22 protein-coding genes and 2 tRNA genes are annotated in these 26,706 nt (G+C 63.7%); 9 read left to right on the top strand and 15 right to left on the bottom strand.

Annotation, left to right across the window (positions count from 1 at the left end; translation table 11 throughout):
* The first annotated feature begins 80 nt into the window (after positions 1-80).
* The gene (locus tag CH249_RS05675; protein ID WP_045200665.1) at positions 81-461 is read left to right on the top strand and encodes a hypothetical protein; all 381 of its coding nucleotides are present in this window, start codon (positions 81-83) and stop codon (positions 459-461) included.
* Here CH249_RS05675 and CH249_RS05670 read toward each other — a convergent pair.
* The 15 genes from CH249_RS05670 to dnaA form a co-directional block, all read right to left on the bottom strand.
* A complete protein-coding gene (locus CH249_RS05670) occupies positions 456-2,087 on the bottom strand; it encodes an alpha/beta hydrolase (protein ID WP_094682427.1) in 1,632 nt (543 codons plus the stop codon). The two genes, CH249_RS05675 and CH249_RS05670, sit on opposite strands and share 6 nt — an antisense overlap.
* Positions 2,088-2,206: 119 nt before the next feature.
* A complete protein-coding gene (locus CH249_RS05665) occupies positions 2,207-3,205 on the bottom strand; it encodes a diguanylate cyclase (protein WP_235386946.1) in 999 nt (332 codons plus the stop codon).
* Positions 3,206-3,410: 205 nt separating this feature from the next.
* A complete protein-coding gene (locus CH249_RS05660; protein ID WP_045197778.1) occupies positions 3,411-4,361 on the bottom strand; it encodes an acyl-ACP desaturase in 951 nt (316 codons plus the stop codon).
* Positions 4,362-4,769: 408 nt separating this feature from the next.
* Positions 4,770-4,842 (bottom strand) — tRNA-Ala (locus CH249_RS05655).
* Between the two features lie 190 nt (positions 4,843-5,032).
* Positions 5,033-5,106, bottom strand: a tRNA-Ile gene (locus tag CH249_RS05650).
* Between the two features lie 109 nt (positions 5,107-5,215).
* Positions 5,216-6,625, bottom strand: coding sequence for a DUF3566 domain-containing protein (locus CH249_RS28600; RefSeq protein WP_306436628.1), 1,410 nt, complete (start codon positions 6,623-6,625; stop codon positions 5,216-5,218).
* Positions 6,626-9,169 carry a DNA gyrase subunit A gene (gyrA, locus tag CH249_RS05640; protein ID WP_032396992.1) on the bottom strand — a complete coding sequence of 848 codons (2,544 nt, stop codon included), beginning with the start codon at positions 9,167-9,169 and terminating at the stop codon, positions 6,626-6,628.
* 68 nt (positions 9,170-9,237) lie between these two features.
* Positions 9,238-11,280: a DNA topoisomerase (ATP-hydrolyzing) subunit B gene (gene gyrB, locus CH249_RS05635; protein WP_032396991.1), complete on the bottom strand. Its 2,043-nt coding sequence runs from the start codon at positions 11,278-11,280 to the stop codon at positions 9,238-9,240.
* Positions 11,281-11,537: 257 nt separating this feature from the next.
* Entirely contained in the window at positions 11,538-12,635 is a 1,098-nt protein-coding gene (locus tag CH249_RS05630) for a PDR/VanB family oxidoreductase (RefSeq protein WP_094646444.1), read from the bottom strand.
* Between the two features lie 32 nt (positions 12,636-12,667).
* Complete coding sequence (locus tag CH249_RS05625) at positions 12,668-13,585, bottom strand: metal-dependent hydrolase (RefSeq protein WP_052049959.1); 918 nt, start codon at positions 13,583-13,585, stop codon at positions 12,668-12,670.
* 166 nt (positions 13,586-13,751) lie between these two features.
* On the bottom strand, positions 13,752-14,315 hold the full coding sequence (locus CH249_RS05620) for a DUF721 family protein (RefSeq protein ID WP_032396990.1): 564 nt from the start codon (positions 14,313-14,315) through the stop codon (positions 13,752-13,754).
* Complete coding sequence (gene recF, locus CH249_RS05615) at positions 14,312-15,562, bottom strand: DNA replication/repair protein RecF (RefSeq protein WP_094629012.1); 1,251 nt, start codon at positions 15,560-15,562, stop codon at positions 14,312-14,314. The genes CH249_RS05620 and recF overlap by 4 nt, the downstream gene beginning before the upstream one ends.
* A complete protein-coding gene (gene gnd / locus CH249_RS05610; RefSeq protein ID WP_032396988.1) occupies positions 15,563-16,489 on the bottom strand; it encodes a phosphogluconate dehydrogenase (NAD(+)-dependent, decarboxylating) in 927 nt (308 codons plus the stop codon).
* A gap of 65 nt (positions 16,490-16,554) precedes the next feature.
* The gene (dnaN, locus tag CH249_RS05605; RefSeq protein ID WP_032396987.1) at positions 16,555-17,739 is read right to left on the bottom strand and encodes a DNA polymerase III subunit beta; all 1,185 of its coding nucleotides are present in this window, start codon (positions 17,737-17,739) and stop codon (positions 16,555-16,557) included.
* Between the two features lie 583 nt (positions 17,740-18,322).
* The gene (gene dnaA, locus CH249_RS05600) at positions 18,323-19,855 is read right to left on the bottom strand and encodes a chromosomal replication initiator protein DnaA (RefSeq protein ID WP_094682530.1); all 1,533 of its coding nucleotides are present in this window, start codon (positions 19,853-19,855) and stop codon (positions 18,323-18,325) included.
* Between the two features lie 621 nt (positions 19,856-20,476).
* Here dnaA and rpmH point away from each other — a divergent pair.
* The 8 genes from rpmH to CH249_RS05555 all read left to right on the top strand — a co-directional run bounded on the left by rpmH (position 20,477) and on the right by CH249_RS05555 (position 26,703).
* On the top strand, positions 20,477-20,620 hold the full coding sequence (gene rpmH / locus CH249_RS05595; RefSeq protein WP_026347786.1) for a 50S ribosomal protein L34: 144 nt from the start codon (positions 20,477-20,479) through the stop codon (positions 20,618-20,620).
* Between the two features lie 30 nt (positions 20,621-20,650).
* Positions 20,651-21,031 carry a ribonuclease P protein component gene (gene rnpA / locus CH249_RS05590; RefSeq protein WP_032396986.1) on the top strand — a complete coding sequence of 127 codons (381 nt, stop codon included), beginning with the start codon at positions 20,651-20,653 and terminating at the stop codon, positions 21,029-21,031.
* The gene (gene yidD / locus CH249_RS05585; RefSeq protein ID WP_032396985.1) at positions 21,028-21,357 is read left to right on the top strand and encodes a membrane protein insertion efficiency factor YidD; all 330 of its coding nucleotides are present in this window, start codon (positions 21,028-21,030) and stop codon (positions 21,355-21,357) included. The genes rnpA and yidD overlap by 4 nt, the downstream gene beginning before the upstream one ends.
* A 4-nt stretch (positions 21,358-21,361) precedes the next feature.
* Positions 21,362-22,453 (top strand): membrane protein insertase YidC, encoded by a 1,092-nt coding sequence (gene yidC / locus CH249_RS05580; protein WP_045197769.1) that lies wholly within the window; start codon positions 21,362-21,364, stop codon positions 22,451-22,453.
* 25 nt (positions 22,454-22,478) lie between these two features.
* Positions 22,479-23,147 carry a R3H domain-containing nucleic acid-binding protein gene (locus CH249_RS05575; RefSeq protein WP_094646252.1) on the top strand — a complete coding sequence of 223 codons (669 nt, stop codon included), beginning with the start codon at positions 22,479-22,481 and terminating at the stop codon, positions 23,145-23,147.
* Positions 23,148-24,180: 1,033 nt separating this feature from the next.
* A complete protein-coding gene (locus CH249_RS28285; protein WP_254923856.1) occupies positions 24,181-24,309 on the top strand; it encodes a hypothetical protein in 129 nt (42 codons plus the stop codon).
* Positions 24,310-24,933: 624 nt separating this feature from the next.
* Positions 24,934-25,611: a 16S rRNA (guanine(527)-N(7))-methyltransferase RsmG gene (gene rsmG / locus CH249_RS05560; RefSeq protein ID WP_094629016.1), complete on the top strand. Its 678-nt coding sequence runs from the start codon at positions 24,934-24,936 to the stop codon at positions 25,609-25,611.
* Positions 25,612-25,692: 81 nt separating this feature from the next.
* Positions 25,693-26,703 (top strand): ParA family protein, encoded by a 1,011-nt coding sequence (locus CH249_RS05555; RefSeq protein ID WP_032396980.1) that lies wholly within the window; start codon positions 25,693-25,695, stop codon positions 26,701-26,703.
* Positions 26,704-26,706 lie beyond the last annotated feature (3 nt).

Here is a 26,706-nt window from a genome sequence, read left to right as displayed (position 1 = left end):
TGATCGGGCAGTTCACAACGGGCATCGAGTCGGATGTATCGGGAGGGTTCAGCGGGGGCGTGTTGTGGAACAGTGAGGGTATGACGAGCACAACGAAGCCCGACCGGGGTCGGTCGACCACCGGTACCGCAGCGTCCGCGCTGCTCGGAGCCGCATCTGCCGCAAGCAAGGGTCCGGCCGGAGTGGGCCTGCTGTTGGCCAGACGGGGTTACGGGCTGGCACGCAAGCAGGCTGCGCAGCGGCGAGCGGTGACCGCGGAGCGTATTGCCGAAGCGAATCGCACCCCAGCGCTGGTCACGGTCGACGCCGGATCGCGTCGGACCCGCCGAATACTGGTGTTCGGTGCCGCTGCTGCCGTCGTCGGAGGTGTCGTGTTCTTCCTCGGTCGCCGTCGCAACGAGGTGCCCCCGCCTGCCGACGTTCCGCCGAGTCTGGCCGACTACGACGACACGCCGTCATAGGTACAGAGCTTTCTGCAGCAGGTCGAGCAGACCCGGCCTCGTTCTGATCACGGCCTCAGCGCCGCGGTCGGCGACGACCAGTGCCGTGTTGTGTCCGCTGGTGGTGCCCTCGGTGAGATAGTCGCTGTGACCGATCGAGCCGCGGGCACCGTCGGACGGCTCGGTGGACAGCAGTGTGACTCCGTCGAGTGCGCCCGGATCGCGGCCGAACGCGGCGAGATCGGCGACGATATCGCCCTGGGCCTCCGCTGCGAAGGCGTGTCCGACGGGAAGCTGAAGGTCTACGAGGCTGTGGGTGCCGAGCCCCGGTGACCCGAGAGCTACGAACTCGTCGACTCCCGTGTCACCTCGGAGCGCGGATGCTGCCGTGAGGGATCCGTAGGAGTGGGCCAACACCGACAGATGCGGATCGCTCGCACGCGCGGCGTCGAGACCGTTCAGAAACGGAACCAGTCGATCGGCTCCCGCCTGCGCAGCCGCACCCGAGACCACGGTCCGATTCGGATCGAGCAAGCTCCACCCCACCTGAGGGGCTTGGTAGTCCAGCCAGGTCACGGCAGCCGCAGATTGCGGTGCGTCTTGCGAAACAAGTTGCTGCACAGTGCTTTCGAGGTCCTCCATGTCGCCGTCGTAGCGGAGAAGATGACCGTGCACCGTCGAGCCGAGACCGGGCACGAAGACGGCGACATGGGTTGCGGTGTCGACATCGCCGACCGCCACGGCCGCCATCGTCTCCTCGTACGAGGAATTGTCGAGGACAAGAAGCTGTCGAGCTCCTTGCGCCAGCGTCGCGTCGATCGCATCGAGTGATGCCAGCCGTGTGCGAGTCTGCTCGAGTCCGGCATCGGCGTCACTGAAGATTCCGCCGAACACGTTGTCGTCCAACTCTTTCTGCAGTTCGGCCTCGACGGCGCGGAGGCGGATACGCTCGGCGGCCAACACTCGGCGGTTAGCGCTGTCCCGTACCCGTCCAGGCAGGCCGTCGAGATTGCCGATCAGCGCGGGCTGTTCGACGAGCAACCTGGTTCGTGCCGCAGGCGAGAGCGCGCTCCAGAAGGCAGCATTGGCCGCCGGTGACCCGTCGCGCGGCACCGAAGCCGCAACTGCCGCCGCGACGGAGGCTGCGGACGTTTCCCCGGCGAGGCGTCGGGCAAGGAAGTCGTCGAAGTCCGTGGCCGTACGAATCAGCTGCGCGATTCGCTCGGCGAGCTCGTCACGGCACCGCCGCCGCTCTCGCATCGTCGACCACAGATCCACGAGCGCAACCGAATACGACGCTGCAGCGTCGGACACCGAGCCATCGGATTCGACCGCGAATCGCTCGTCCGCCGCTCTCTGCTCCACCGAGCGGAGGGCAGCGACCAGACTCTGCATGTCGATCGAGGCATCCGCGGTACAGGTCGCGATCCGAAGCAACTCGGCTGCGACGTCTGCCAGATCGGATCGGATGCGGCTCATCGCCTCACGCGTCGCCTCGGCCGCAGGACCGTCCCACCCTGTGCCCAGGGCCGCGTCCGCTACCGAATCGTGCACGGCAGTCACTTCACGCCACCGCCACATCAGGGCTTCGGACGCGGCTGCCAGCACTCGGCTGTCCCATGTTCTGAACTCGTCGAGAGTGACCATCGCGTATCCCCCGCAGCATCGTCGTTGTCGACGAGTCAACGCGAGAAGTGCACAGCGCGGGAAAATCTATCCCCAGCCTGTGGATGAAATCTGGGGATCAACGCTGCATCGACGGAGTGCTACTGCGCGATCCTGCGAATCGGTCCGCTGTACCCGGCGTCGGGATCGGACGGCCGACTCGTCCTCGGCGGCCGGCTTCGCTTCGCCCGGTACAGATCGGCGTCGGCTGCCCGATAGATCTCACCCCAGCGGCGACCCGCGGGCATGCAGGCCAATCCGACGCTCCACTCCGCACGATGAGCGCGGCGCAGTCGCTCGATGATCTGCCAGGCCTCCGTTTCGAGAACCCCCGGCATGAACAGCACGAACTCGTCTCCGCCGAGCCGACCGAGAACGTCGCGTCGGGTCAACTGCCCCTTCCATGCCTTCGAGACCCGGGCGAGCAGGACGTCACCGGCAATGTGGCCGTACTCGTCGTTGATCTCCTTGAAATTGTCCAGGTCGAGCACGGCGAGGCTGACCGACAATCCGCGAGCGGCACATGCCGGCAACATCTTCTCGATCTTGGACTCGAACCCGAATCTGTTGAGCAGGCCGGTCAGAGCGTCGTGCGTCGCGGAATAGCGCATTCGGCGCGCGAAGACACCGAACACCTCCGTGGCACCGACGATGCCGAGCGCCACGAGGATATAACTGATGAACGGCGTGCCGTACGGCGCGATCGCGGCTCCGATGACCGCTGAAACAGCAAGCACTGCAACCCAAATGCCTGCACTGCGTTCGGACCAGAACGCACCGATGTGCATGCCGAGGAACATGGCCGCCTGGACGCAGATCAAGAACGCCGGCATGGTGTCGCTGCTCCCCAGCGCACAGGCGAGTGCCATCACCGACAATGCGGTCGCCAATCCCACCGCCTGCTTGGGGCTCGGCACACCCGCCCTTGCCAGCACCACGATCGCCGTCGGACCGAGGATCAGAGCCAAGGCGGCCAGAACCTGCTGCGCACCGGTCAGATTCGACCACGACGCTATCGCGCTGGCGGCGTACAGAACCGTGGTGACCGCCGCGAACACGGCGAGCATGCGTCCGGACTCGTCGAACCTGAGCCTGCTCACCAGTCGATTCCAACCGTGCAAGACCATGATTCGGCCGACTGGAGGCAGCATTCACCGAAAGGAACACCACCACTCACCCGATACCCCCCAGGCACCATCGGCCCTCCCCACGCACTACGGCCATCGCCTCACATGACCCAACGATGCCCGGACTCTAACACCTCCGAGACGTGATCACGACTCTGGCCGGCGAAGACGTAGCAGGTCAGGACGCCTTCTCGGCGCGTGCCGCCTCCCTGGCAAGCAGACGATCGCGAGACTCCTCGAACTTGGTCGCCTTGACTGCCAGGTCTTCGACGAAGGCTGCCAGCCGATCACGATCCCGCTCGCCCTCACCCGTGAAATCGTTGCGCTCGAAGATCTTCCACTTGCGCAAGACAGGCATCAACACCTCGTCCAGATGCTGCCGCAGATCGTAGATCCCGTGCTTGGCCAAGGTCATCGCATTCTTGCGGAAATTGGGCATGTTCAGACCGGGCATCTGGAAGTCGGTCGCGACATCGGTGATGGCGCGGACCATCTGATCGGGCACCAGATCCAGCGACGCCTCACCGAGGTTCCGATAGAAGATCATGTGCAGGTTCTCGTCCGCGGCAACACGAGCCAACATTCGATCCGCCACCGGATCTCCGCACGCCAGACCCGTGTTCCGGTGCGACACCCGCGTCGCCAACTCCTGAAACGTCACATACGCCACCGAATGGAGAAAATTCGCGCCATCCATCGGCGCATCGACGCCCACCGTCATGTGATGCATTCGAGCCCGCTCCAGCTCCACCGGGTCGACCGCTCGGGTCACGACCAGATAGTCGCGCATGACGATGCCGTGGCGATTCTCTTCCGCAGTCCAACGCCCCACCCACGTCCCCCAGGCACCGTCCAACGAGAAGTTGTCTGCCAACCCCCGGTGATACGACGGCAGATTGTCCTCGGTGAGCAAATTGGTGATCATCGCCGTGCGAGCCAGTTCCGACAACGACGACTGCTCCAGAGACCAGTCCTGCCCACCCATCGCCGCGAAGTTCCGACCCAGATCCCACGGAACGTAATCATGCGGATGCCATTCCTTCGCCATCGACAGATGGCGATTCAAATTGGCTTCCAGAGTGCCGTCGAGTTCCGTCAACAGCTCTTCATGATCGAGAACACGCGTCATCTGCGGGACTCCTTAGAGATTCGAGATGCCCGAACCGCCAACCGATTCGAGACAGTGGCGAACAGCGTCCGCCGAGATCGGACGACGGCACACCCCCCTGCGGTGCGCCGTCGCGACCATCCACATCGATCCGAGAACCGACGTGCTTTGCACAGCGACCACGCTAAGGATCGAAATACGGATACGACACAGAACCGGCGACTGTCTGGACATGTGGGCGCCGAAGCACAGACCGCCTTGGGTCCGATCACAACCGGGCCGCCGAATCCGCTTCGAACCTCTCGGCACTCGAGGGCACTCGATGTCACATTCAGTGGACTTTTGGGGGGTCGATGTCACATCGAGTGGACGTGGGGCCGGTGGAGAAACGAAAAAGGACGCCCACCGAAGTGGACGTCCTATTTCTTGTGGAGCCTAGGAGATTCGAACTCCTGACATCTGCCTTGCAAAGGCAGCGCTCTACCAACTGAGCTAAGGCCCCGGGTGTTGCCGGTAATCGTAGACGAACCTTACACGTCCACTCCGAGCGATTGTCACGCGGTGGGGATGCTGTGCCAGACGCCGTCTGCGCTGCGCTGCGAGCGCACCTTCGATAGTGTCAGCACTGCAATCACCGCCGATGCGACCAGAAGAAGGATTTTCACGTCCTGCCTCTTTTCGTTCGTTCGGTGTGGGCCTAGGAGGACTTGAACCTCCGACCTCTTCCTTATCAGGGAAGCGCTCTAACCGCCTGAGCTATAGGCCCTCATCACTACTTCGGACCGAAGAAAACCTCTCCTCGAACCGAGGGATGAGATTACCGTATCGGGCCGCTGTCTTCCAAAACGGCCCGATACGGCTGTCGATGATGCAGGTCAGTCGCGGTCTGCCAATGTCACTTCGACGCCGCCGACCAGGTCCGACGACAGGTTGTAGATGAAGGCGCCGATGGTGGTCAGAGCGGTGAAGAGTACGACATTGATCACACCGATCACCGCCGCGTAGCCGAATACCTGCCCGGCGCTGACGAGTCCGCCGTCGCCGGATTCGTTGACGATCTCGGTGAACGCACTGTTGAGCCGTTCCCAGACGCCCATGCCGTCGAGCACTGCGTACAGCAGGCCGACCGACACCATCCACACGAAGAACAGTGACACTGCGATCACGAGGGCGATCTTGAGCGTCGACCACGGATCGATCTTGCGGATCTGGATGGTCGCCCGCAGGGGATCGCCGTCGGCACTGGGCACGGCCGTGATCGATGCAGGCGCCGCACGCTCGGACAGGGACGGCTCCGGGTGCCGCACCGCAGACAGATCCGGCATGTCCTTCGCCAGATCCTTGCGTTCGATGTGCCGTGTCGGTCCGTCGATGACCGCGGCCTTCGACCTGGCGGCTTCTCGCCGTTCGGTCTTGTCCTCGGTCGATTCGCGCTGGATCGGCTCTGCGGACGTGCGAGCCGATCGATCGAACTCACCGGTCGGAGGCAGTGCCGCACCGCGTCCGGAGAGGTTGGTCTGCGGCTGATTCTGCGGCTGCTGCCGATCGTCGGTTCCCTGCGATGCGGGACGCTGACCGCGCTGCCAGGGCGGGGTTCCCGAGCCACCTTGCGGACCGTCGTTCTGCTGGGCCGGCATCGCCTGAGTTGCTGCCGGACCGGCCTGGTCCTGACCCCGAGCGGCTTCCGGCGCGCGTGACGCCTCGCCGGTGGCCGTCGACTCGGCGGAGACCTCCGCAGTGCGCGCAGTCTCTCCTGGTGCCGATCGCTGTGGAGCCGAGGGCTGTGGAGCCTGCTGTCGTGGAGGTTGACCGCCCGGTGCCTGCCGCTGTGGCGGCTGGCCGTTCTGCGGCGGACCAGCGTTGGGTCGACCGGCCGGTTGCTGACCGGGTCCGGGCGGACGGCCGAGAGCCTGGGGCGGCTGGGCCTGCGCCGGACCGGCAGGAGCCTGTCCCTGCCGAGGCGCACCCTGCTCGGTAGCCCCCGGAGGAGCCTGAGGCGGCGGTCCCTGAGGTGCAGGCGGCCGCTGCGGCGGGGGTCCCTGGGCCGGACGTGCCGGACCGTTCGGAGCACCCGGTGCGGGTCTCATCGGTGGGCGTGCACCCCCCTGCGGGGCCGGACCACGGCCTGCCGCGGGCGCGGGACGAGTGGCCGGCTGCGGGCGGTTGCCCGGGCGAGCTCCCTCGGGCGGCGCGGGACGCGCGGGCTGCTCGGCCCGCGCGGCATCCCGGCTGTCCGGTCCACCGCTGGGGCCGGGCCTGCTACCAGGCCGGTTGGGAGTGCTCACTTACGACTCCTTCGCTGCATCGTCTTCGGTGCCCAGAGAATCCGGTTCGATCTCGTCGGCGTTGCGCGCGATCGCGAGCAGTGTGTCGCCTTCACCGAGATTCATCAACCGCACGCCCTTGGTCTGTCGGCCGGCCTTCCGAACCTGCTTGGCAGCGGTCCGGATCACGCCACCACTGGACGTGATGGCGTACAGCTCGTCCTCGTCGTCGACGATGAGAGCTCCCACCAGCGTGCCACGCTTCGGGTCGTACTGGATTGTCAGCACTCCCTTTCCGCCGCGGCCCTGCTGGGGGTAGTCCTCCATCGCGGTGCGCTTGGAGTATCCACCCGAGGTCGCGACCAGCAGAAACTTGTTCTCGCTGACGACGTTGAGCGAGAGCAACGCGTCCTCGCCGTTGAAGCGCATGCCCTGCACGCCCGAGGTGGCGCGGCCCATCGGGCGCAACACCTCGTCGGTGGCAGAGAACCGGATGGACTGTCCCTGCGCCGAGACCAGCAGCAGATCGTCGTCCGAGGACGCGAGAACGGCCCCGACCAACTCGTCCTCGCCGCGCAGGTTGACGGCCACGATGCCGCCGCTGCGGTTGGAGTCGAAGTCGGTCAGTCGTGACTTCTTGACCAGACCGCCCTTGGTGGCGAGCACCAGGTACGGCGCATCCTCGTAGGTCTTGATCTGGATGACCTGGGCGATGCGTTCGTCCGGCTGGAAGGCGAGCAGGTTCGCGACGTGCTGGCCGCGAGCGGTCCGGTTGGCCTCGGGCAGTTCGTAGGCCTTGGCCCGGTAGACGCGCCCCTTGGTGGTGAAGAACAGGATCCAGTCGTGCGTCGAGCAGACGAAGAACTTGCTGACGATGTCGTCCTGCTTGAGCCCCGCTCCCATCACGCCCTTGCCGCCGCGCTTCTGCGAGCGGTAGAGGTCGGTTTTGGTGCGCTTGGCATACCCGGTCTCGGTGATCGTCACGACCACGTTCTCCCGGGCGATCAGATCCTCGTCGTTGACGTCCCCGTCGGCGGCGATGATGCGCGTGCGACGGTCGTCGCCGAACTTCTCGACGATCTCGGCGAGCTCGTCGCGCACGATCTGTCGCTGCCGTTCCGGCTTGGCCAGAATGTCCTGCAGGTCGGCAATGGTGCGTTCGAGTTCGGCCAGCTCGTCGATGATCTTCTGACGCTCGAGGGCTGCGAGGCGTCGCAGCTGCATGTCGAGGATGGCCTGGGCCTGAATGTCGTCGATGTCGAGCAGCGAGATCAGGCCCTGCCGCGCGTCGTCGACCGTCGGAGATGCCCGGATCAACGCGATGACCTCGTCGAGCGCATCCAGAGCCTTGACCAGGCCGCGCAGAATGTGGGCGCGCTCTTCTGCCTTGCGCAGGCGATACCGCGTACGTCGGACGATCACGTCGAGTTGGTGAGTGACGTAGAAGCGGATCATCTGATCCAGGCGCAGCGTCCGCGGAACGCCGTCGACGATCGAGAGCATGTTCGCGCCGAAGCTCGTCTGCAGCTGCGAGTGCTTGTAGAGATTGTTGAGCACGACCTTCGCGACGGCGTCGCGCTTGATCGTGACGACGATGCGCATGCCGACACGGTCGGAGGACTCGTCGTCGATCTTGGAGATGCCCGAGAGCTTGCCGTCTCGGACCTGCTCGGCGATGGAGGTGATCAGGTTGTCCGGGTTGACCTGGTAAGGCAGCTCGGTGATGACGATCGTGGTGCGACCGTTGGAATCTTCTTCGATCTCGACGACGCCGCGCATGCGGATCGAGCCACGGCCGGTGGAGTACGCATCCTGGATGCCCTGGCCACCGACGATGAGGCCGTGGGTCGGGAAGTCGGGGCCCTTGACGCGTTCCATGCAGGCCGCGAGCGTCGCTTCTTCGTCGGCCTCGAAGTTGTCGAGGGCCCAGAACACCGCGTCGCCCAGTTCACGCAGGTTGTGCGGCGGAATGTTGGTGGCCATACCGACGGCGATGCCGTTGGAGCCGTTCATCAACAGGTTCGGCACGCGGGACGGAAGGACCGTCGGCTCTTGGGTTTTGCCGTCGTAGTTGGGGATGAAGTCGACGGTTTCCTCGTCGATGTCGCGCAACATCTCCATCGCGAGCGGAGTCAGCCGGGCCTCGGTGTAACGCATGGCTGCGGCACCGTCGTTTCCGCGGGAGCCGAAGTTGCCCTGGCCGTCGACCAGCGGGTACCGCATCGACCACGGCTGAGCCAGACGCACCAGTGCGTCGTAGATCGAGGTGTCGCCGTGGGGGTGGTAGTTACCCATCGTCTCGGCAACGGGGCGTGCGGATTTGACGTAGCTGCGGTCGGGCCGGAAGCCGGAGTCGTACATCGCGTACAGCACGCGGCGGTGCACCGGCTTGAGTCCGTCACGCACCTCGGGCAGTGCTCGCCCGACGATGACGCTCATCGCGTAATCGATGTAGCTGCGCTGCATTTCCTGCTGGATGTCGACCGGATCGATCCGGTCGCCGCCCTCGGCGTTGGTGGTCGAACCCGGCGGGGGTCCTACCGGCGGTTCGGTGATGTCAGACATGCAAATCTCCTCGAGAAACGGTCACCGTCACGCACCGAGAGAACTCATCGGTGCGTGAAGGGAAGTGACTAAACGTCAAGAAAGCGAACATCTTTCGCGTTGCGGGCGATGAAGCTGCGACGCGCGGACACGTCCTCGCCCATCAGCACGCTGAACAGCTCGTCGGCTGCCGCCGCGTCGTCCAGTGTCACCAGACGCAGGACGCGCACCGACGGATCCATGGTGGTCTCCCACAGTTCCTTGGCGTTCATCTCGCCGAGGCCCTTGTAGCGCTGGACGCCGTCCTCGACGTTGATCTTGCGCTTGTTGGCGATACCGGCCTCGAGCAGACCGTCGCGCTCGCGGTCGGAGTAGGCGAAGTCGGGTTCACCCCGGCTCCACTTCAACTTGTACAGCGGCGGCATGGCCAGGTAGACGTGGCCGTGCTCGATCAACGGTCGCATGAAGCGGAACAGCAGCGTCATCAGCAGGGTCGAGATGTGCTGGCCGTCGACGTCGGCGTCGGCCATCAGCACGATCTTGTGATAGCGAAGCTTGGTGATGTCGAACTCGTCGTGGATGCCGGTGCCGAAGGCGGTGATGATCGACTGGACCTCGTTGTTCTTGAGGACGCGGTCGATGCGAGCCTTCTCGACGTTGATGATCTTTCCGCGCAGCGGCAGGATCGCCTGGAACATCGAATCTCGTCCCGATTTGGCCGAGCCGCCGGCGGAGTCGCCCTCCACGATGTAGATCTCGGACTTGCTCGGATCGTTCGAGCGGCAGTCGGCGAGCTTGCCCGGCAGGCCTCCGATGTCGGTTGCGCTCTTGCGGCGCACCAATTCTCGCGCCTTGCGTGCGGCCATCCGGGCCTGCGCGGAGGAGACCGCCTTGTTGATGATGGTCTTGGCGTCGGCGGGGTTCGATTCGAACCAGTGCGCCAGGTGCTCGTTGCATGCCTTCTGCACGAACGACCTGATCTCGGTGTTGCCGAGCTTGGTCTTGGTCTGTCCCTCGAACTGCGGCTCGCCGACCCGTACCGAGATGACTGCGGCCAGACCCTCACGGATGTCGTCGCCGGTGAGCTTGACGTCCTTCTCCTTGACGAGCTTCTTCTCGAGTGCGTACTTGTTCACCGTCGAGGTGAGCGCGGTTCGGAAGCCCTCTTCGTGGGTGCCGCCCTCGTGTGTGTTGATGGTGTTGGCGAAGGTGTGTACCGACTCGGAGTAACCGGCGTTCCACTGCATGGCGATCTCGACCTCGTGGCCCTCACCCTTACCGGTGAAGCCGACGACCGAATTGTGGATCGCGGTCTTGGTCCTGTTGATGTGCTTGACGAAGTCGACCAGTCCGTCCGGGTAGTGATAGGTCCGCTTGCGCACCTTGGCCGGCTTGGCGACGGCCGCGTCGGCCTGTTCTTCCTCGGCGGTCTTGGGTGCCTCGGCCGTCTCACCGAGTTCTTCCTCGGTGGCGTCGGTGGCTGCCACCCGCTCGTCGGTGAAGTTGATGGTCAGTCCCTTGTTCAGGAATGCCATCTCCTGCAGGCGACGGTGCACGGTCTCGAAGCTGTAGTCGAGGGTCTCGAAGATCTTGCCGTCGGCCCAGAATCGTACGGTGGTGCCGGTCTCGTCGGTATCGCCGACGGTCTCGAGGGGGCTGGGCTTGGCGTAGTCGTAGGTCTGCTTGTAGCGATGACCGTCGCGCGCGATCTGCAGTTCCACCTTGGTGGAGAGTGCATTCACCACCGAGATGCCGACGCCGTGCAGTCCACCGGAGACGGCATAGGAGTCGGAGTCGAACTTGCCGCCTGCGTGCAGCTGTGTCATGACTACCTCGACGGTGGGAACACCGGAGGCGTGCATGGCGACGGGAATTCCTCGACCGTCGTCCTTGACCTCGACGCTGCCGTCCTCGTGGATGGTGACGTCGACGGTGGACGCATAGCCGGCCATGGCCTCGTCGACGGAGTTGTCGACGACCTCCCAGATCAGGTGATGCAGGCCTCGTTCACCGGTGGAACCGATGTACATACCGGGCCTCTTACGAACCGCTTCCAGGCCCTCGAGGACCGTGATGGACGAAGCGCCGTAATCCTTGCTGTTGTCGTTGGTACCTGACTTCTGGGCAGCCACGGTTAGCTGGTTCTCCTTCTACGCGTCCACTACCCCGCTCACACCCCGCAGGGTGCTACCGCAGGGATGGGCGCAGTCGGTTCCGGCCGCGCCCGAGTCCATGCGTTTTTTCCGGGCTTGATGTCGTACCGGTCCATAGTACTGGTTGCCTGCGACAGCATGGGCACGATGACACCCCTAAAAGGCCCCTGATTGCTTCACAGACGCATTTTTTCGATACCGGACGGCAAAGATGAAGGGTAAAACCGGCGATTCGGCTACAGATCGAGCACGATCCGTTCGCCCTCGGAACGCGACACGCAGATCAACATCTCACGCTGCTGCTCCTCGGCCGTGAGCCGATTCTCCCGATGCTGCGGTGTTCCGCTCAGTACTCGAACGCGACACGTCCCGCAGAAACCCTGCTGACAGGAGTACGCCACATCCGGGCGCAGCCGCCGAATGGCATGCAGCGCAGTCTCTTCCGGGCCGACCGTGACGATGTCACCGGAGTCGACGAGTTGGACCTCGAATTCGGCTCCGTTCTTCACCGGTGGCGGCGAGAACCGCTCGAAGTGCAGATGCGTTGCGGGCAAGGAGTCGAACGAGGCCCGAACCAGGTCGATCATCGGCGGCGGCCCGCACACGTAGACCGAACCACCCGGTGCCGCGGCACCGAGCAGATCCATGCTCGACGGCATGCCGTCCACATCGTCGGTCCGCACCGTGACACGCTCGGCCTCCCAGCCGGCGATCTCGTCGAGGAACGGCATCGATTCACGCGAACGGCCGCAGTAGACCAGGTGCCAGTCCATTCCCGTCCGGCGAGCGCGACGGACCATCGAGATGATGGCAGTGATACCGATTCCTCCGGCCACGAACAGTGCATGCTCGGACTGTACGAACGGAAACCCGTTGCGCGGCCCCCGAATCGAGACTTCGGTGCCGACCGGGAGACCGTGCATCTCGCGCGACCCGCCGCCGCCGTCGGGCACCAGGCGCACCGCGATGGAGTACGAGTCGGCATCCGGATCGCCACACAACGAGTACTGCCGACGGCGGCCGGACGGGAGATAGAAGTCCAGATGCATTCCCGGTGCCCACGCAGGCAACACCGCTCCGTCGGCCGCGGCGAACGTCAGTCGGACCACGTGCTCGTCCACGCAGAGCACTTCGCGTGAGACCAAGGTCAGTACCCGGGTCCGTACGACGGGCGGTGCCGCGAACGACGCGTCGTAGTCGTCACCGTCGAGCAGCGCGAACCATTTGTCGAGCGCGTCGGTCACCAGTGACACGGTCTGATCGGGCTCGTCGCGGCCGTACAGATTCTTCGGAATCGTGCGTCCCAGTCGGAACGAGTCCACCTTCTGTGCCATTGCGCCGAGCTTGCTCCGCAACGTGCGTTTGGTCATCGATCGGCGGACCGAGCTGCCGGTGAGGTGGCCAGATACTGCACTGCCTGCGCCGTCGACCCTTCCTGCGAAGGGTGGTACGTGCGCTTGAAGTAGCGCAGCGACGCTTTCACCATCGACATCGGGGTCGGGAACAGACCCGCAGCGGCCACTCGGCGAAACTCTCGGAACGACGGTGTGCGCTGCTTTGCGGGAAGGTGCGCCAGCGTCGGATCCTGGCTCATGAGAAAGCGAACACCGCGGGTCCAGAACCACACGAGCGTGGGCGCGATGACGACGTAGGTTCGGATCCGCCGGGCCGGGCGGACGTCGAAGTACCGCATCACCTCGTAGGCCACCGATCGATGCTCGACTTCTTCGGCTCCGTGCCACCGCAGCAGGTCCAGCATGATCGGATCGATGTCCGCCTCGTCCAACGCCGTGGCATTGAGAACCCAATCGCCGAGAAAAGCGGTCAAGTGCTCGGCGGCGGCGATCAGGGCGAGACGTTCGACCAGGCTGTTCTGGCCGTGGCCGGTCCGGTTGCCGAGAGCACGGCCGAACAGGAACTTCATCTGATCGACGTACGGATCGACGTCGATGCCGTGGGCCCGAAGCTGATCGTGCACATCGGTGTGCGCCTGCGCGTGCATCGCTTCCTGACCGATGAATCCGATCACGTCGTCGCGCAGCTGATCATCGTGGATGAGCGGCAGCGCCTCCTTGAACGTGCGCACGAACCACTCCTCACCCTCGGGCAGGAGCAGGTGCATCACGTTGATCAGGTGGGTCGCGAGTGGGTTGCCGTCCATGTAGTGCAGCGGCAGGGAGTTCCAATCGAACTCCACGTTCCGCGCGTGCAGGATGACGCGATCTTCGGGGGTTCCGTCGACATCGACGGCTGCTGTCGATGTCTTCTTCGTTGGTGCAGACACAACTTCTCCTCGTCCGATGCGCACAGAACAGTAAATCGGTCCCCCGACCGTTGCGTGTCCCGAATCACGCTACGCACATCGACCTTGTCACAGCAACACTGGCCCCAACATCTGTTGAGAATCACCTGGACCAGGAGGTTTCGAAAGCGAAGGTTGGGACCTCTCACTATCCGTACGTGTCGCGCGGCCCTCGTCCCCGGACGTGCCGTTCGCCTTTTCTCCAACTCTGGGTCGTCGGACCGGTGATGCGTAGCGAGGTCACCACGCCGTGACCGACGGCGGCTGCGATCTTGGCCAGAATCTGCGACTGCATCAGCCTCAACTGGGTCGCCCACGCCGTGGACTCGGCGGAAATACTCAACACTCCGTCCTTGAGACCGGTGGGGTCCGCATGAGCCGAGATGTCCTCGCCGACCACGCTCGGCCACCGGCCGAGCACCGCGCCCTCCGACACCTTGGCCGACCATCCGCGCTTGGACGCGATCGAGTTCGCCAGCGCCCCGAACGCCTGGGGATCACGGTCGTCCGGCCCGGCTCCCGACCAACCCCGGCGACGACGCCCCCGCAGTGCTCTGACTCCGCCTGTCGGTGACGACCGTCCCTGTCCCACCGATTTGCCGCTGGCCTTGGCTGCGGCCCGGGCGTCCTCGAGTGCTCGACGCGCCAGATCCACGCCTTTCAGTTCCGGTACGTCACCGTTGTCCGTGGGAGTCGCGTCGTCGTCGGTCATCGATCCTCACCTTCCGAACGTGCGATATCGATATCGTTCGACAAGTCCGAGATACGCGAGATACGTCCTGCTGCACCGGAATCCGCGCTCTGCTTCGCTTCCACTCCGTAGCGACGAGCGTCCAGCTCGGGTGGTACGTCCTCGGGTACCGCGGCGGTGATGAGCACCTGCTCGGCACCGGCCGCCACCGTCGCCAGCGCGGCACGCCGTTTGCGGTCGAGTTCAGCGAAGACGTCGTCGAGCATCAGTACCGGGTCGGTACCGTCCTCCCGCAACAAGGCGAAGGAGCCGAGCCGCAGAGACAACGCGTACGACCACGATTCACCATGGCTGGCAAAGCCTTTCGTCGGTTGGTCACCGAGCATCAGTTCCAGGTCGTCGCGGTGCGGTCCGACCAGGCAGACCCCGCGTTCGATTTCACGCTGTCTCATCACCGAAAGTTGGTGGAGGAAGGCAGCTTCGAGAACTTCTGTGTCATCGGGCTCGGGTGCACGGTCGGCATCGGAGAACTCCGGTGGGAGCGCCTCGGCCAGACTGCAGCGATAGGCGACGGCAGCCAACCGCGACTCGGGTGCGATCGAACTGTAGGCCTGTTGCACGAACGGCATCAGCTCGTGCACCAAAGCTATTCTGGCAGCGAGCAATCGAGCTCCGTGCGCTGCCAGATGACCATCCCAGACGTCCAGGGTGGCGAGCGCACTCGCGCCGTCGCCCGAGGACGATCCGCGACGCAACGATCCACTCGCCGTCTTGAGCAGAGCCGATCGTTGCCGCAGCACCTTGTCGTAATCGGCACGCACGGTGGCCATTCGAGGAATCCGAGTGGTCAGTAGCTCGTCGAGATAGCGGCGTCGCTCGCCGGGATCGCCGCGCACGAGCGAAAGATCCTCGGGAGCGAACAGCACACTCTGCAACACCCCCAGAATCTCACGGGGGCGCCGCAGCGGAGACCTGTTCATCCGAGCCTTGTTGGCTCTGCCTTCGAGGAGCTCGACATCGATGATCAGTTCGCGACCGTGATTGACCACGGCACTGCCCACGAAGGCCTTGGCAGCACCGGCTCGAATCATGGGAGCGTCCGACGACACACGATGCGAGGACAACGTCGACAGATAGTTGAGCGACTCGAGCAGATTGGTCTTGCCGTGTCCGTTGGGCCCCACGAACACGGTCGAGCCCGGTCCGAGGTCGACGGTGAGATCGTCCCAGGATCGAAAATCGTGCAGCTGCAGAGACCGAACGAACACTTACTCGGTGTTCTTCGGCGCCGGGGCGCGCAGGGTCTCGTCGGCATCGGCCTTCTTCACCGCGTGCCCGCCGAACTGGTTGCGCAGTGCGGAAACAGCCTTCATTGCCGGTGAATCCTCTTGCCGCGACGCAAATCTCGCGAACAGGGCCGCGGAGATGACCGGCGCGGGAACCGCGTGGCGAATGGCCTCCTCGACGGTCCAACGACCCTCACCGGAATCCTCGGTGTAGCCGGAGATCGCACTGAATTCCGGATCCTGGCCCAGCGCTTCGACCAACAGGTCGAGCAGCCACGATCGCACGACCGTGCCCTTGCTCCAGGCTCGCAGTACGCCCTGGACATCCTGCACGAGTTCTTCGGCCTCGAGGATCTCGTAACCCTCGGCGTACGCCTGCATCAACCCGTACTCGATGCCGTTGTGCACCATCTTCGAGTAGTGGCCTGCACCGACCGGACCGGCGTGCACGAAACCGTCCGCACGCTCGCCTTCGGGACGCAAGGCGTCGAAGATCGGCATCGCCCGAGCGACGTGCTCGTCCTGACCGCCGACCATCAGGCCGTAGCCGTTCTTCAGGCCCCAGACCCCACCGGATACTCCGGCGTCGATGTAGCCGATTCCCTTGGCGTCCAACAGCTCTGCGTTGGGCTTGTCGTCGGTGAATCGAGAATTTCCGCCGTCGATCACCAGATCGCCCGGCTCGAGCACATCGGCCAGACCGGTGATGGTGTCGCGGGTGATCTTGCCCGACGGAACCATCACCCACACCACACGAGGCGCCGTCAGCGCCTGGGCCAGACCGGCCAGTGACGGAGTATCGGTCACCTCCGGTCGGGGGTCGTAGCCGACTACCTCGTGACCGTGCTCACGCAGTCTCTCGCGCATGTTGAAGCCCATTTTTCCGAGACCGACCAAGCCCAGCTGCATGATGAGGCGTCCTTGTCTGTGTCAGGTGCGAAAGTTCGCGCGGGTTCAACAGTAACCAGACCGGATCAGCCCGGCAGCCTGACCGGCATCAGCAAGTACGTGTACTCGGACTGCGGCGCCGCGAACTTGCCCGCGTCGTCGGGCACCAATTCCTCGTCCGAGGTCGGCCGCAGCACTGCGGGTCGGCTCGGCGTCGTGAATCCGAACGTGACCTTCTCGCTGTGCAGCGACGACAGGCCGTCGATGAGGTAACCGGGGTTGAACGCGATGGTCAGAGCCTCGCCCTGGAAATCGGCAGGCAGAGCCTCCTCGGCGCGACCTGCATCGTCTCCACCTGCGGAGAGCAACACACCCTCGCCGTTGAACTCCAGTCGAACCTGCGCGCCACGCTCGGCGACGAGAGCCACACGCTTGATCGCTTCGATCAGCGACGCGATCTCGAGGGTCGCCACCGCAGTGTGTTCGGCAGGCAGCAACTGACGGAACTTCGGGAATTCGGCGTCGAGCAGACGCGTGGTGGTGCGGCGCCCATCGCTGACGATGCCGAGCAGCCCGTCACTACCGATGGTCGAACCGGAACCGAGGGCCAGTTCGACGGGTGAGCCGGAGTTACCGCCGAGGGTTTTGGCCGACTCGGACAGGGTCTTGGCCGGGATGAGCACCGCGGTGGTGGTATCGGCGCCGGCGGGAGTCCACTCCACCTCTCGAACAGCCAACCGGAAACGGTCGGTGGCCGCGAGAACGACGTTGGTGCCGTCGATCTCGACGCGGATGCCGGTGAGCATCGGCAGTGTGTCGTCCTTGCCCGCCGCCACTGCGACCTGGGCAATTGCCTCGGAGAAGACATCGCCGGCCAGCGAACCGGTGTTGTTGGGCAGCTCGGGGAGCTGCGGGTAGTCCTCCACCGGCATCGTGGGCAGCGAGAACTTGGCGCTGCCGCAGTTGACCAGAACGCGGGTTCCGTCGACGGTGACGTCGACCGGCTTGTTCGGCAACGACTTGGTGATATCGGCAAGTAGCTTGCCCGACACCAGAACTCGGCCGGCAGTGGCAACTTCGGCGGAGACCTTGACCTGAGCGGAGACCTCGTAGTCGAATCCGGAGACCGTCAGACCCTGCTCGTCGGCGGCAAGAAGAACTCCACCGAGAACGGGAACGGGCGGCCGGGACGGCAGGCTACGAGCCACCCACGCGACGGAATCGGAAAAATCTTCACGAGCAACGCGAAACTTCAAACTTCCAAGCTCCATCGCTCGGCATTTCCTCTCGTTCGGTGGCGTTCGTCTTCACGATCCGGCGGTGCAACCACGATGGTTGCCGCTCGAACCGATGCAACGACGAGTGTGGCACATCCAGCGCAAGCACACCGTATGCCCTCCGAACCGGAGACGGAAGCGCGAGGGTCTCGCCGAACTCGGGATTCGGGTGTCCCCGAGGGGCCTGTGAACGGATCGTTCCCCAACACCTGTTTTCAAAGAAGTTCTTTCAAGGAGAAAACAGAAGTATTAATAGGTCCTGTGGAATCTGTGCACGGACCACTCGATCCGCTGGTGGCCGAGCGTGGTGTCGTGGGGATGAACTCGGGACCAATTCGTGGTTGACGAACCGCTGCCTGTGGACGAATCACATCGGTGCACAGGCGCCCACACTCCATCCCCAGAACTTCGATGTTGTCCACATGGTTATCCACAGGTGTGAATCAATGGTCGACGCCTCGAAAAATCACCGAATCCGCGTCGGGAATCGGTCCGCCGAACGACGAGAAAAGCACGACGGCACCGAACCCGCGATGGGATTCGGTGCCGTCCGACGAGTCGGTCCGTGCCGGGTCGTCTACCTCTTCGAGCGCTGCTTGATCCGCGCCGTCAGCTCCTGGACCTGGTCGTAGACCTTGCGACGCTCGGTCATCTCCTTGCGGATCTTCTTGTCCGCGTACATCACCGTCGTGTGGTCGCGACCGAACGTCTGGCCGATCTTGGGCAGCGACAGATCGGTGAGCTCACGGCAGAGATACATCGCGATCTGCCTGGCCATGGCCAGTGCTCGGGCCTTACCCGGACCGCACAGGTCCTCGATGGACGTGTTGAAGTACTCCGCGGTCACGGCCATGATCGTGGCCGCGTTGATCTCCAGACTCGACGAATCGGGGATGAGATCGCGCAGAACCACCTCGGCCAGGGTGAGGTCGAGTGCCTGTCCGTTCAGCGATGCGAAGGCCGTCACTCGAATGAGGGCACCTTCGAGCTCACGAATGTTGCGTTCGATCCGGCTGGCGATGAGCTCGAGCACGTCGTGCGGCACATCGAGCCGATCCATCCGAGCTTTCTTGCTCAGAATTGCGATTCGCGTCTCGAGCTCGGGTGGCTGCACATCGGTGATCAGGCCCCACTCGAAGCGGGTACGAAGTCGCTCCTCGAGCGTGGCCAGTTGCTTCGGTGGCCGGTCGGACGAGACGACGATTTGTTTGTTCGCGTTGTGCAAGGTGTTGAAGGTGTGGAAGAACTCCTCCTGGATGCCTTCCTTGCCTTCGATGAACTGGATGTCGTCGACGAGCAGCACGTCGGTCTCCCGGTAGCGGCGCTTGAACGCCACCTTCCGGTCGTCACGAAGACTGTTGATGAAGTCGTTGGTGAATTCCTCGGTCGAGACGTACTTGACGCGCATGCCCGGGAACAACCGCTGCGCGTAGTGGCCGGCCGCGTGCAGCAGATGCGTCTTGCCCAGACCCGACGCCCCCCAGACGAACAGCGGGTTGTAGGCGCGAGCAGGTGCCTCGGCAATGGCCACCGCGGCTGCGTGTGCGAATCGATTGGAGGCACCGATGACGAACGTGTCGAAGGTGTACTTCGAGTTGAGGCTGTTGGCGCCCGAGGACGGTGGCGTCGAGTCGGGAGGCTTGGTGAAATACGTCGGCCAGGAGTTCTGGACGCTGGCCAAGGCCTCGCGTTCGTCGTCGACCTCTTCGTAGTCGGCGGTTTCGGAGTCCGACGGCTCGTCGTCTCTGCTGGTCAGGATTCGGCGCCGGTAGGTAGGAGAACTGACTGCATCGGGGTGCGTGGATCGCTCGGCTTCGATCTTCTCGTCCTCGGGAGCCGAGATACGCACACCGAGTCCCTCGACACCCTGTCCCAGGTGACGCCCGAGGGCGCCGAGGATGGGTTCGCGAAGATCTCGCTCGATCGCTTCCTGCGCGAAGGTGGACGGAACTGCGAGCAGTGCGAACCCCTGCGTCAAGGTCAGCGGTTTGACCAGCGCGAGCCAGGCCTTCTGGCCTTTGGTCAGCGGCGACCCACTGTGTCGGTCGGATGTGAGCTCCGCGACCACCTCGGGCCAGATGCGCGCGAGCGCATCCGGATCGTCGTTCACGTTGGGCCCTCCGTCGTCGAGCATTGGTCTCGGGCGGTGTTCGACGCGTGAATTCGTGCGTCGTTTCGTACCCGCGCAGCAACATCGTCGGATAGCGTCGTCGTTCGTGCGTCGCTGCGGCCGAGACCAGGGTCCGTGGGTGGACCCCGCAAGGTACGAATATGCCACCTGAACTGTGTTTCCACACAATTATCCACAGGTGTGGATAAACGACACCGATGTGACCCCAGAACGCGTTTCGGTTCGTGGTATGGCGTTTGCGACAGTCTGACCTGCATCGATGCCGACTGTCTGTCGTGCGATCGGACTAATTGTGTCGCAGTGCCTGCTCGTTCGGCGGCGATGTCGAGCACCGTCGCACCATCGGTGGCCCCGGACCGGCACTGCCTGTGCATGAACGACGGCACGGTGCGCTCGGGAGCGAGTTTGACCGGCAGTGACTCGATCAGTACTCTCGAACAGTCACCCAATAGCGAGGTGGCCGATGCTTGCTGGCTGCTCACAGTCTGTCTTCACTCGGATTTCTCGCTCGGGAGGCTAGCGACTTCATCCGAACTCGCTGAGAACCTTTACAGCAGGCGCCGACAGATCGGCGTCGTCGAATCTCGAGGAGTGTTGACCGTGGCCAAGGGCAAGCGGACGTTCCAGCCGAACAATCGCCGCCGCGCGCGCGTTCATGGCTTCCGTCTTCGTATGCGTACCCGTGCGGGTCGTGCAATCGTTTCCGCACGTCGCGGCAAGGGCCGTAAAGAACTCACAGCCTGATATCTGTTCGTCCGAAGCTTGGAGCTCGGGATGCTTCCTGAGCCGAATCGACTACACCGAGCACGTGATTTCTCCGTAGCGGTGCGTCGAGGACGCCGAATGGGTAGATCGGATCTTGTGGTTCACGCCGTCGTGCGTGACGAACAGGACATCGCATCGACCGTTCGCGGGCCACGATTCGGATTGATCGTCAGCAAGGCAGTCGGGCCGGCCGTAACTCGTCATCGAGTTGCGCGCCGGCTTCGGCATATCTGTACCGACGTCATCGGTGAGCTCCCCGAGACCACCGACGTGGTGATCCGTGCACTGCCCGGAGCCGCGCGCGCGTCCTCGGCAGATCTATCGATTCAACTGCGTTCAGGATTGAAGAAGCTCGGTCTTCTCGAAGCTCCGAAGGGTCCGCCGTCATGACATTCATGGGCAACCTTCGTTCCATTCCTGCTCGAACACTCGTCTACGTCATAGGGTTGTACCGGACATACGTGTCCCCGATGAGACCTCCCACCTGTCGCTTCTCCCCCACCTGCAGCGAGTACGCCATCGAGGCACTCCAGGTGCACGGAATGACGAAGGGCTCGTTGCTGGCAGTCGTCCGCCTCCTCAAATGTGCTCCCTGGCACTCTGGAGGGTGGGACCCGGTACCCGAACCCGGTAGGTGGCGCGCGATCGTCACCGAACCTACCGAAACCGAAGAACACCACGATCTCGTGCGAGTGGAAGAACAGAGGAGTACATAGAGCCGTGCTCGACTTCATTTACTACCCGGTTGCCTGGATTCTCTGGGTGTGGCACAAGGTGTTCGGCTTTGTGTTCCAGGATCCCAGCAATGGGTTCGCCTGGGCACTGTCCGTCGTCTTCCTGGTCTTCACCCTCCGCCTGATTCTGTACAAGCCCTTCGTCAAGCAGGTTCGCACCACGCGGCAGATGCAGGAGCTACAGCCGCAGATCAAAGCGCTGCAGAAGAAGTACGGCAAAGACAAGCAGAAGATGGCCGTCGAGATGCAGAAGCTCCAGAAGGAGCACGGCTTCAATCCGCTGATGGGCTGCTTGCCGGTGCTGGCGCAGGCGCCTGTGTTCATCGGCCTGTTCCACGTACTGCGCTCGTTCAACCGCACCGGTACCGGTTTCGGTCAGCTCGGGTTGACTCCCGAGGAGAACCGCGAGCTGTCGAACTACGCGTTCAACGTGGCGGACGTGCAGTCCTTCCTGGACGCCCGCCTGTTCGGTGCACCGATCTCGGCGTGGATCACGATGCCGCAGGACCAGCTCAATGCATTCGCCGTAGGACCGGATGCGACCATTCCGTCCACCTGGGTCATCGCAGCAGTCTCCATCCCGCTGATGATCATCGCGGCCATCATGACGCACCTGAACTCGCGCGCATCGGTCGCGCGTCAGAGCGCGGCGGCCGCAGCGAACCCGCAGTCCGCGATCATGAACAAGCTCGCGCTGTACGTCTTCCCGCTCGGTGTTCTCGTGTTCGGTGCCCTGCTGCCCGTCGCGATCCTGCTGTACTGGGTCAGCAACAACACCTGGACCTACGCGCAGCAGCACCTGGTGTTCGGAAAGATCGACAAGGAAGAAGCCGCGAAGGTCGCTGCCGCAGTGGAGAAGCGTTCCGAGAACGCGCCCAAGCCCGGTGTGAAGCCGGTATCGACCACCAAGCCGAAGCCAGGTGCTCGTCCCAAGCTCTCGAAGATGACGCCGACGAGCGATTCGTCCGTGGCGGAGACCGCCGATGGCAGTTCCGGTTCGACGACCGGTGCCGCAACGCCGGCGAAACCGAGACCGCAGGCGAACCGGAACAAGTCGACCAAGCGCAAGCGGCGCTGACCGACACGTCGAGAGAAGGACGAACATGGCAGCGGACGTAGAAGAAGCACAGAACGACGAAGTACGGACAACCGGCGCGGTATCCGGGGATGGAGCGAGTGACGTGGTGGTCGAGGCCGATCAGGTGGGTGCAGTCGACGCGGAGGCAGATCAGGCTCCTGTGGTCGAGGAATCCGATGACTCGGGAGTGGTCGAGGACAAGACCGACGAGGATGACGAGGACGAGGACGACGAAGATTATCTGGTCGAGGAAGGCGAGATTGCCGGCGACTACCTCGAGCAACTTCTGGACGTCCTGGACTTCGACGGCGACATCGATCTCGACGTGGAGGGTGATCGCGCGATCGTCAGCATCGACGGAGGCGACGATCTCGCCAAGCTCGTCGGTCGCAAGGGCGAAGTTCTCGATGCACTGCAGGAGCTGACTCGTCTCGCCGTTCAGCAGTCGACGGGTGAGCGCAGCAAGCTGATGCTCGACGTCGCCGGCTGGCGCGCCAACCGGCGAACGGAACTCGGCAACCTCGGTGCCGAAGCAGCGCGGCGCGTTCTCGAATCCGGTGAACGCGAAGAACTGACCCCGATGACTCCGTTCGAGCGAAAGATCGTGCACGACGCGGTCGCCAAGATCGACGGCGTCGCGAGCGAAAGCACCGGCGTCGAGCCGGCCCGACGAGTAGTCGTCGTCAAGGCGTAACTGAGCCTCCCAGTCGATGGCCCCCACTTCGGTGGGGGCCATCGTCGTATCCGGATGTAGCCGCACATCCTGGCAAATATCATCGATGTAATTTGTGCGCCGAGCAGACGACGATGTTGCCGGTTCGATCGATTTCCTCGCCGAATTACCAGATCCAGGCATCCGGTGCGCTTTCGTCACTGTGACGGCAACTATGGCGGTGTGACGCGTCGGTATCGAGCGCACATTGTGCGGAATGTTTCACGTGAAACGTGCGACATCGATGTCGTCATCGTCCAACCATGTTGCGTCCGTCGCAGTGCTGTTCTCGCGGACGCTGGTTCTAGGCACCGCGCACACTGGGCCGTCGTGACGTTCGTTCTCTGATGAAGTTGAGACATTTCGACTGCTATTCGAGACGGTCCGGAGCCGGGGCGGTTTCACGTGAAACAGTCCGATGCCAGTTGGGTGTCCGGATCGAGTTCGGCGCAGCAGTGAAACTGAGTTCGAGACACTCAGCGAAGAAATAGCGACGGGCATCGATCGCGCAGGGTGTGTGCCGACGATCCGGCCGAGGGCAAATACGTGGGACAGGACATCCGGCCGTCGCTGTGGGATTCGATGTCGGCAAGGATCGGCGTTGCCGGGATTCGGAGATAGACATCAGCGGGCCCGGGCTCATGGACGATCCTTCCGACGACGATGCGACTCACCTTGGACAGTCGCGCATCGATCGTTGTGAAGGTCGAGAGAATCGTTCGATTGCTGTAGCCGCGGCGGGAACTCCAGCGCGATACGAAGTGCCCGTACCGCGAAGCCGACGATGAGGCGATACTCGCGGCGTTGTCGATCTTCGAGAGGGTGCCCGTCGAAATCTCCGCGGGCTCGATTCGGGGACATGAGCGAGGGCCGACGATGTGCTCGAGACAGTTGCACGGGAGCACTCGTCCAGCGATCGACTGTGTACGACTGCGACCCATCCGGCTGATCCACATGCAGTGTGGGTGCGTCTGGAGTTCGGGTGCAGCGGCTGGGTGCTGGAGGCGATCGCGAAGTGATCGAGATCGAAACTGTGGACTCTCCCCCGTCCGTGCCCGGCCGCGAGATCGAGGATCTCCGAGACGCCATTGCGGCCGAGAATGTCTGCGGTGTGCATCGGCTACCCGCGATCGTTCTGCGATGACGTTTGACGCGGGGCTGAGCAACGGTGGGTCGGTTTCACGTGAAACCTCGTTCTCGAGGATCCGCGTCATCAAGGCGTAGCGCCACCGACTGTGATCGTTCGCCGACGGGATGGACCCGTCCCGCGGTATCGGTACGGCGACGTTGGTGTGGATCGCACCGGGCCCATTCGGTTGGATTCTGGAGGCTGCTACCAGGTGCGGACGAACCGATCGATTGCGTCGGCTCTTCTCCCATCGACTTGTTGCTCAGTCGACGAACGTGTGCCCTATCGAGTCGGTGCGCGGTAGGCGATTGAGTGCCATCGATGGGAGGTGAAGTTTCACGTGAAACATGATGTGGGGCCGGTGGACCTCGATTCGTCGACAGGACCGAGTCCGTCGGGGATGGATAGGTCGGCCTGATTCTGATTGGGGCTGGAGATCATTGATTCGAGCGCACGGGCGGATCGGTTTGCTCGGACGGACCTGGCCGAAAACCGGCTGGCTCGCCAATCGTGACTTGCTACGGCTCGGTCCGAAGGGAGCCCGCACGGCGCCCGTGGTGTCGCCAATTCCGGTGCGAAAGTCGCAATCCGCCGAGTTACAGCGATGTCGTTTGGCGTTCCGCGCTCGGGCACGGGAAGATGTTTCACGTGGAACAAGAAGGCTCGGACAGCAACCAAGTGATGGCCGTGGCAGAGCAGATCTTCGGTGACCGGCTCGAGTTGGCACGGAGGTATCACGACTCGTTGGCAACGGCAGGCGTCGAACGAGGACTCATCGGACCGCGTGAAGTTCCACGGCTCTGGGAGCGACACATCCTCAATTGTGCGGCGATCGGTGAGCTCATCGATGAAGGCGAGACCGTCGTGGACATCGGCAGCGGCGCGGGCTTGCCCGGGATCCCGCTGGCGATCGCGCGACCCGACCTGCGCGTGACACTCGTCGAGCCCCTCCTCCGGCGGACCGTGTATCTCGCCGAGTTCATCGAGGAACACGATCTGAACATCTTGGTCGTGCGCGGCCGCGCGGAGCAGCCCGGCGTCAAGAAGGAAGCCGGCGGCGCCGACGTGGTGACGTCGAGGGCGGTGGCACCTTTGGAAAAGCTTGCAAAGTGGTCGCTGCCGCTCGTTCACGAGCACGGTCGAATGCTGGCTCTGAAGGGTTCGAGCGCCGCTGAAGAGATCGAACGTGACCGGGCTTCCCTCGCTCGGATGGGTGCTGGCAAGCTGGAGGTAGTGGAGTGCGGAGTGGGGCTGTTGCCCACTCCCACCATTGTCGTCAGAGCGGTGCGTGAGCCGCGGAGACTGAGTCGTCACTGAAGTCGATTGCGGGCTCACACGCCGCGCGCTCGACCCGATCGATCGTATTGAACACAGTCAGTTCCGCACTAAGGAGCACATATGTCGGGTGGGTCCGATCCCGCTGTTTCACGTGAAACAGCGCCCAAGAAGAACGCCTCGAGCAACTCGGAAAACAAGTCAGGGGTGACGGCCGGCTCAGGGTTCGAGTACACCAACGCGATCTCACCGAACGACACCCCCATCGGTGCCGCGGCACATCGAGCCAGCCAGGTTCTGCATCCCGGATCGGTGTCGCTGCCGAAGCCGGCGAAGCGACGCATGCTGACCATTGCCAACCAGAAGGGTGGCGTCGGGAAGACGACGACCGCCGTGAACCTGGCTGCCGCGCTCGCGCTCCAAGGCCTGACGGTTCTCGTGGTCGATCTGGACCCTCAGGGCAACGCCAGCACCGCGTTGGGCGTCGAGCACCACTCGGGTGTGCCGTCGAGCTACGAGGTCCTCATCGGTGAGGTGAGCGCCAAGGACGCCGTGCAGAAGAGTCCGCACAGCGACCGGTTGTTCTGCATCCCGGCAACCATCGACCTCGCCGGAGCCGAGATCGAGTTGGTGTCGATGGTCGCTCGCGAAGGGCGCCTCAAGACGGCGCTGTCCGTGGAGGAGCTCGCCGGCATCGACGCGGACTTCATCCTGATCGACTGCCCGCCGTCGCTCGGTCTGCTGACTGTCAACGCGCTCGTGGCCGCGACCGAGGTACTGATTCCCATCCAGTGCGAGTACTACGCGCTCGAAGGCGTGGGTCAGCTCCTCCGCAACATCGAGCTGGTGCAGTCTCATCTGAATCCCGAACTGCACGTCTCGACCGTCATCCTGACGATGTACGACGGCCGCACCAAGTTGGCGGACCAGGTAGCAGAAGAAGTACGCAAGCATTTCGGGGACGCCGTCTTGCGCGCCGTCATCCCCCGCAGCGTGAAGGTATCCGAGGCTCCCGGGTACGGCATGACGGTGTTGGATTACGACCCCGGTTCGCGAGGTGCGATGAGCTACCTGGACGCCGGACGAGAGCTCGCTGCCCGATCGGCCGGCATCGACGAAGCACGAAAGAAGTAACCA

This window comes from Rhodococcus sp. 05-2255-3B1 (genome assembly GCF_002258545.1).
Lineage (GTDB): Bacteria > Actinomycetota > Actinomycetes > Mycobacteriales > Mycobacteriaceae > Rhodococcoides.
The sequence above is the reverse complement of the archived record's forward strand: the minus strand, read 5'-3'. Positions and strand labels throughout refer to the sequence as shown.

Excerpts from the sequence above, each read along its gene's own strand:
- CH249_RS05675 (WP_045200665.1), top strand. The coding sequence starts at position 81 with ATGACGAGCACAACGAAGCCCGACCGGGGTCGGTCGACCACCGGTACC.
- CH249_RS05670 (WP_094682427.1), bottom strand. The coding sequence starts at position 2,087 with ATGGTCACTCTCGACGAGTTCAGAACATGGGACAGCCGAGTGCTGGCA.
- CH249_RS05660 (WP_045197778.1), bottom strand. The coding sequence starts at position 4,361 with ATGACGCGTGTTCTCGATCATGAAGAGCTGTTGACGGAACTCGACGGC.
- gyrA (WP_032396992.1), bottom strand. The coding sequence starts at position 9,169 with ATGTCTGACATCACCGAACCGCCGGTAGGACCCCCGCCGGGTTCGACC.
- CH249_RS05630 (WP_094646444.1), bottom strand. The coding sequence starts at position 12,635 with ATGGCACAGAAGGTGGACTCGTTCCGACTGGGACGCACGATTCCGAAG.
- CH249_RS05620 (WP_032396990.1), bottom strand. The coding sequence starts at position 14,315 with ATGACCGACGACGACGCGACTCCCACGGACAACGGTGACGTACCGGAA.
- gnd (WP_032396988.1), bottom strand. The coding sequence starts at position 16,489 with ATGCAGCTGGGCTTGGTCGGTCTCGGAAAAATGGGCTTCAACATGCGC.
- dnaN (WP_032396987.1), bottom strand. The coding sequence starts at position 17,739 with ATGGAGCTTGGAAGTTTGAAGTTTCGCGTTGCTCGTGAAGATTTTTCC.
- rnpA (WP_032396986.1), top strand. The coding sequence starts at position 20,651 with ATGCTTCCTGAGCCGAATCGACTACACCGAGCACGTGATTTCTCCGTA.
- yidD (WP_032396985.1), top strand. The coding sequence starts at position 21,028 with ATGACATTCATGGGCAACCTTCGTTCCATTCCTGCTCGAACACTCGTC.
- CH249_RS05575 (WP_094646252.1), top strand. The coding sequence starts at position 22,479 with ATGGCAGCGGACGTAGAAGAAGCACAGAACGACGAAGTACGGACAACC.
- rsmG (WP_094629016.1), top strand. The coding sequence starts at position 24,934 with ATGTTTCACGTGGAACAAGAAGGCTCGGACAGCAACCAAGTGATGGCC.
- CH249_RS05555 (WP_032396980.1), top strand. The coding sequence starts at position 25,693 with ATGTCGGGTGGGTCCGATCCCGCTGTTTCACGTGAAACAGCGCCCAAG.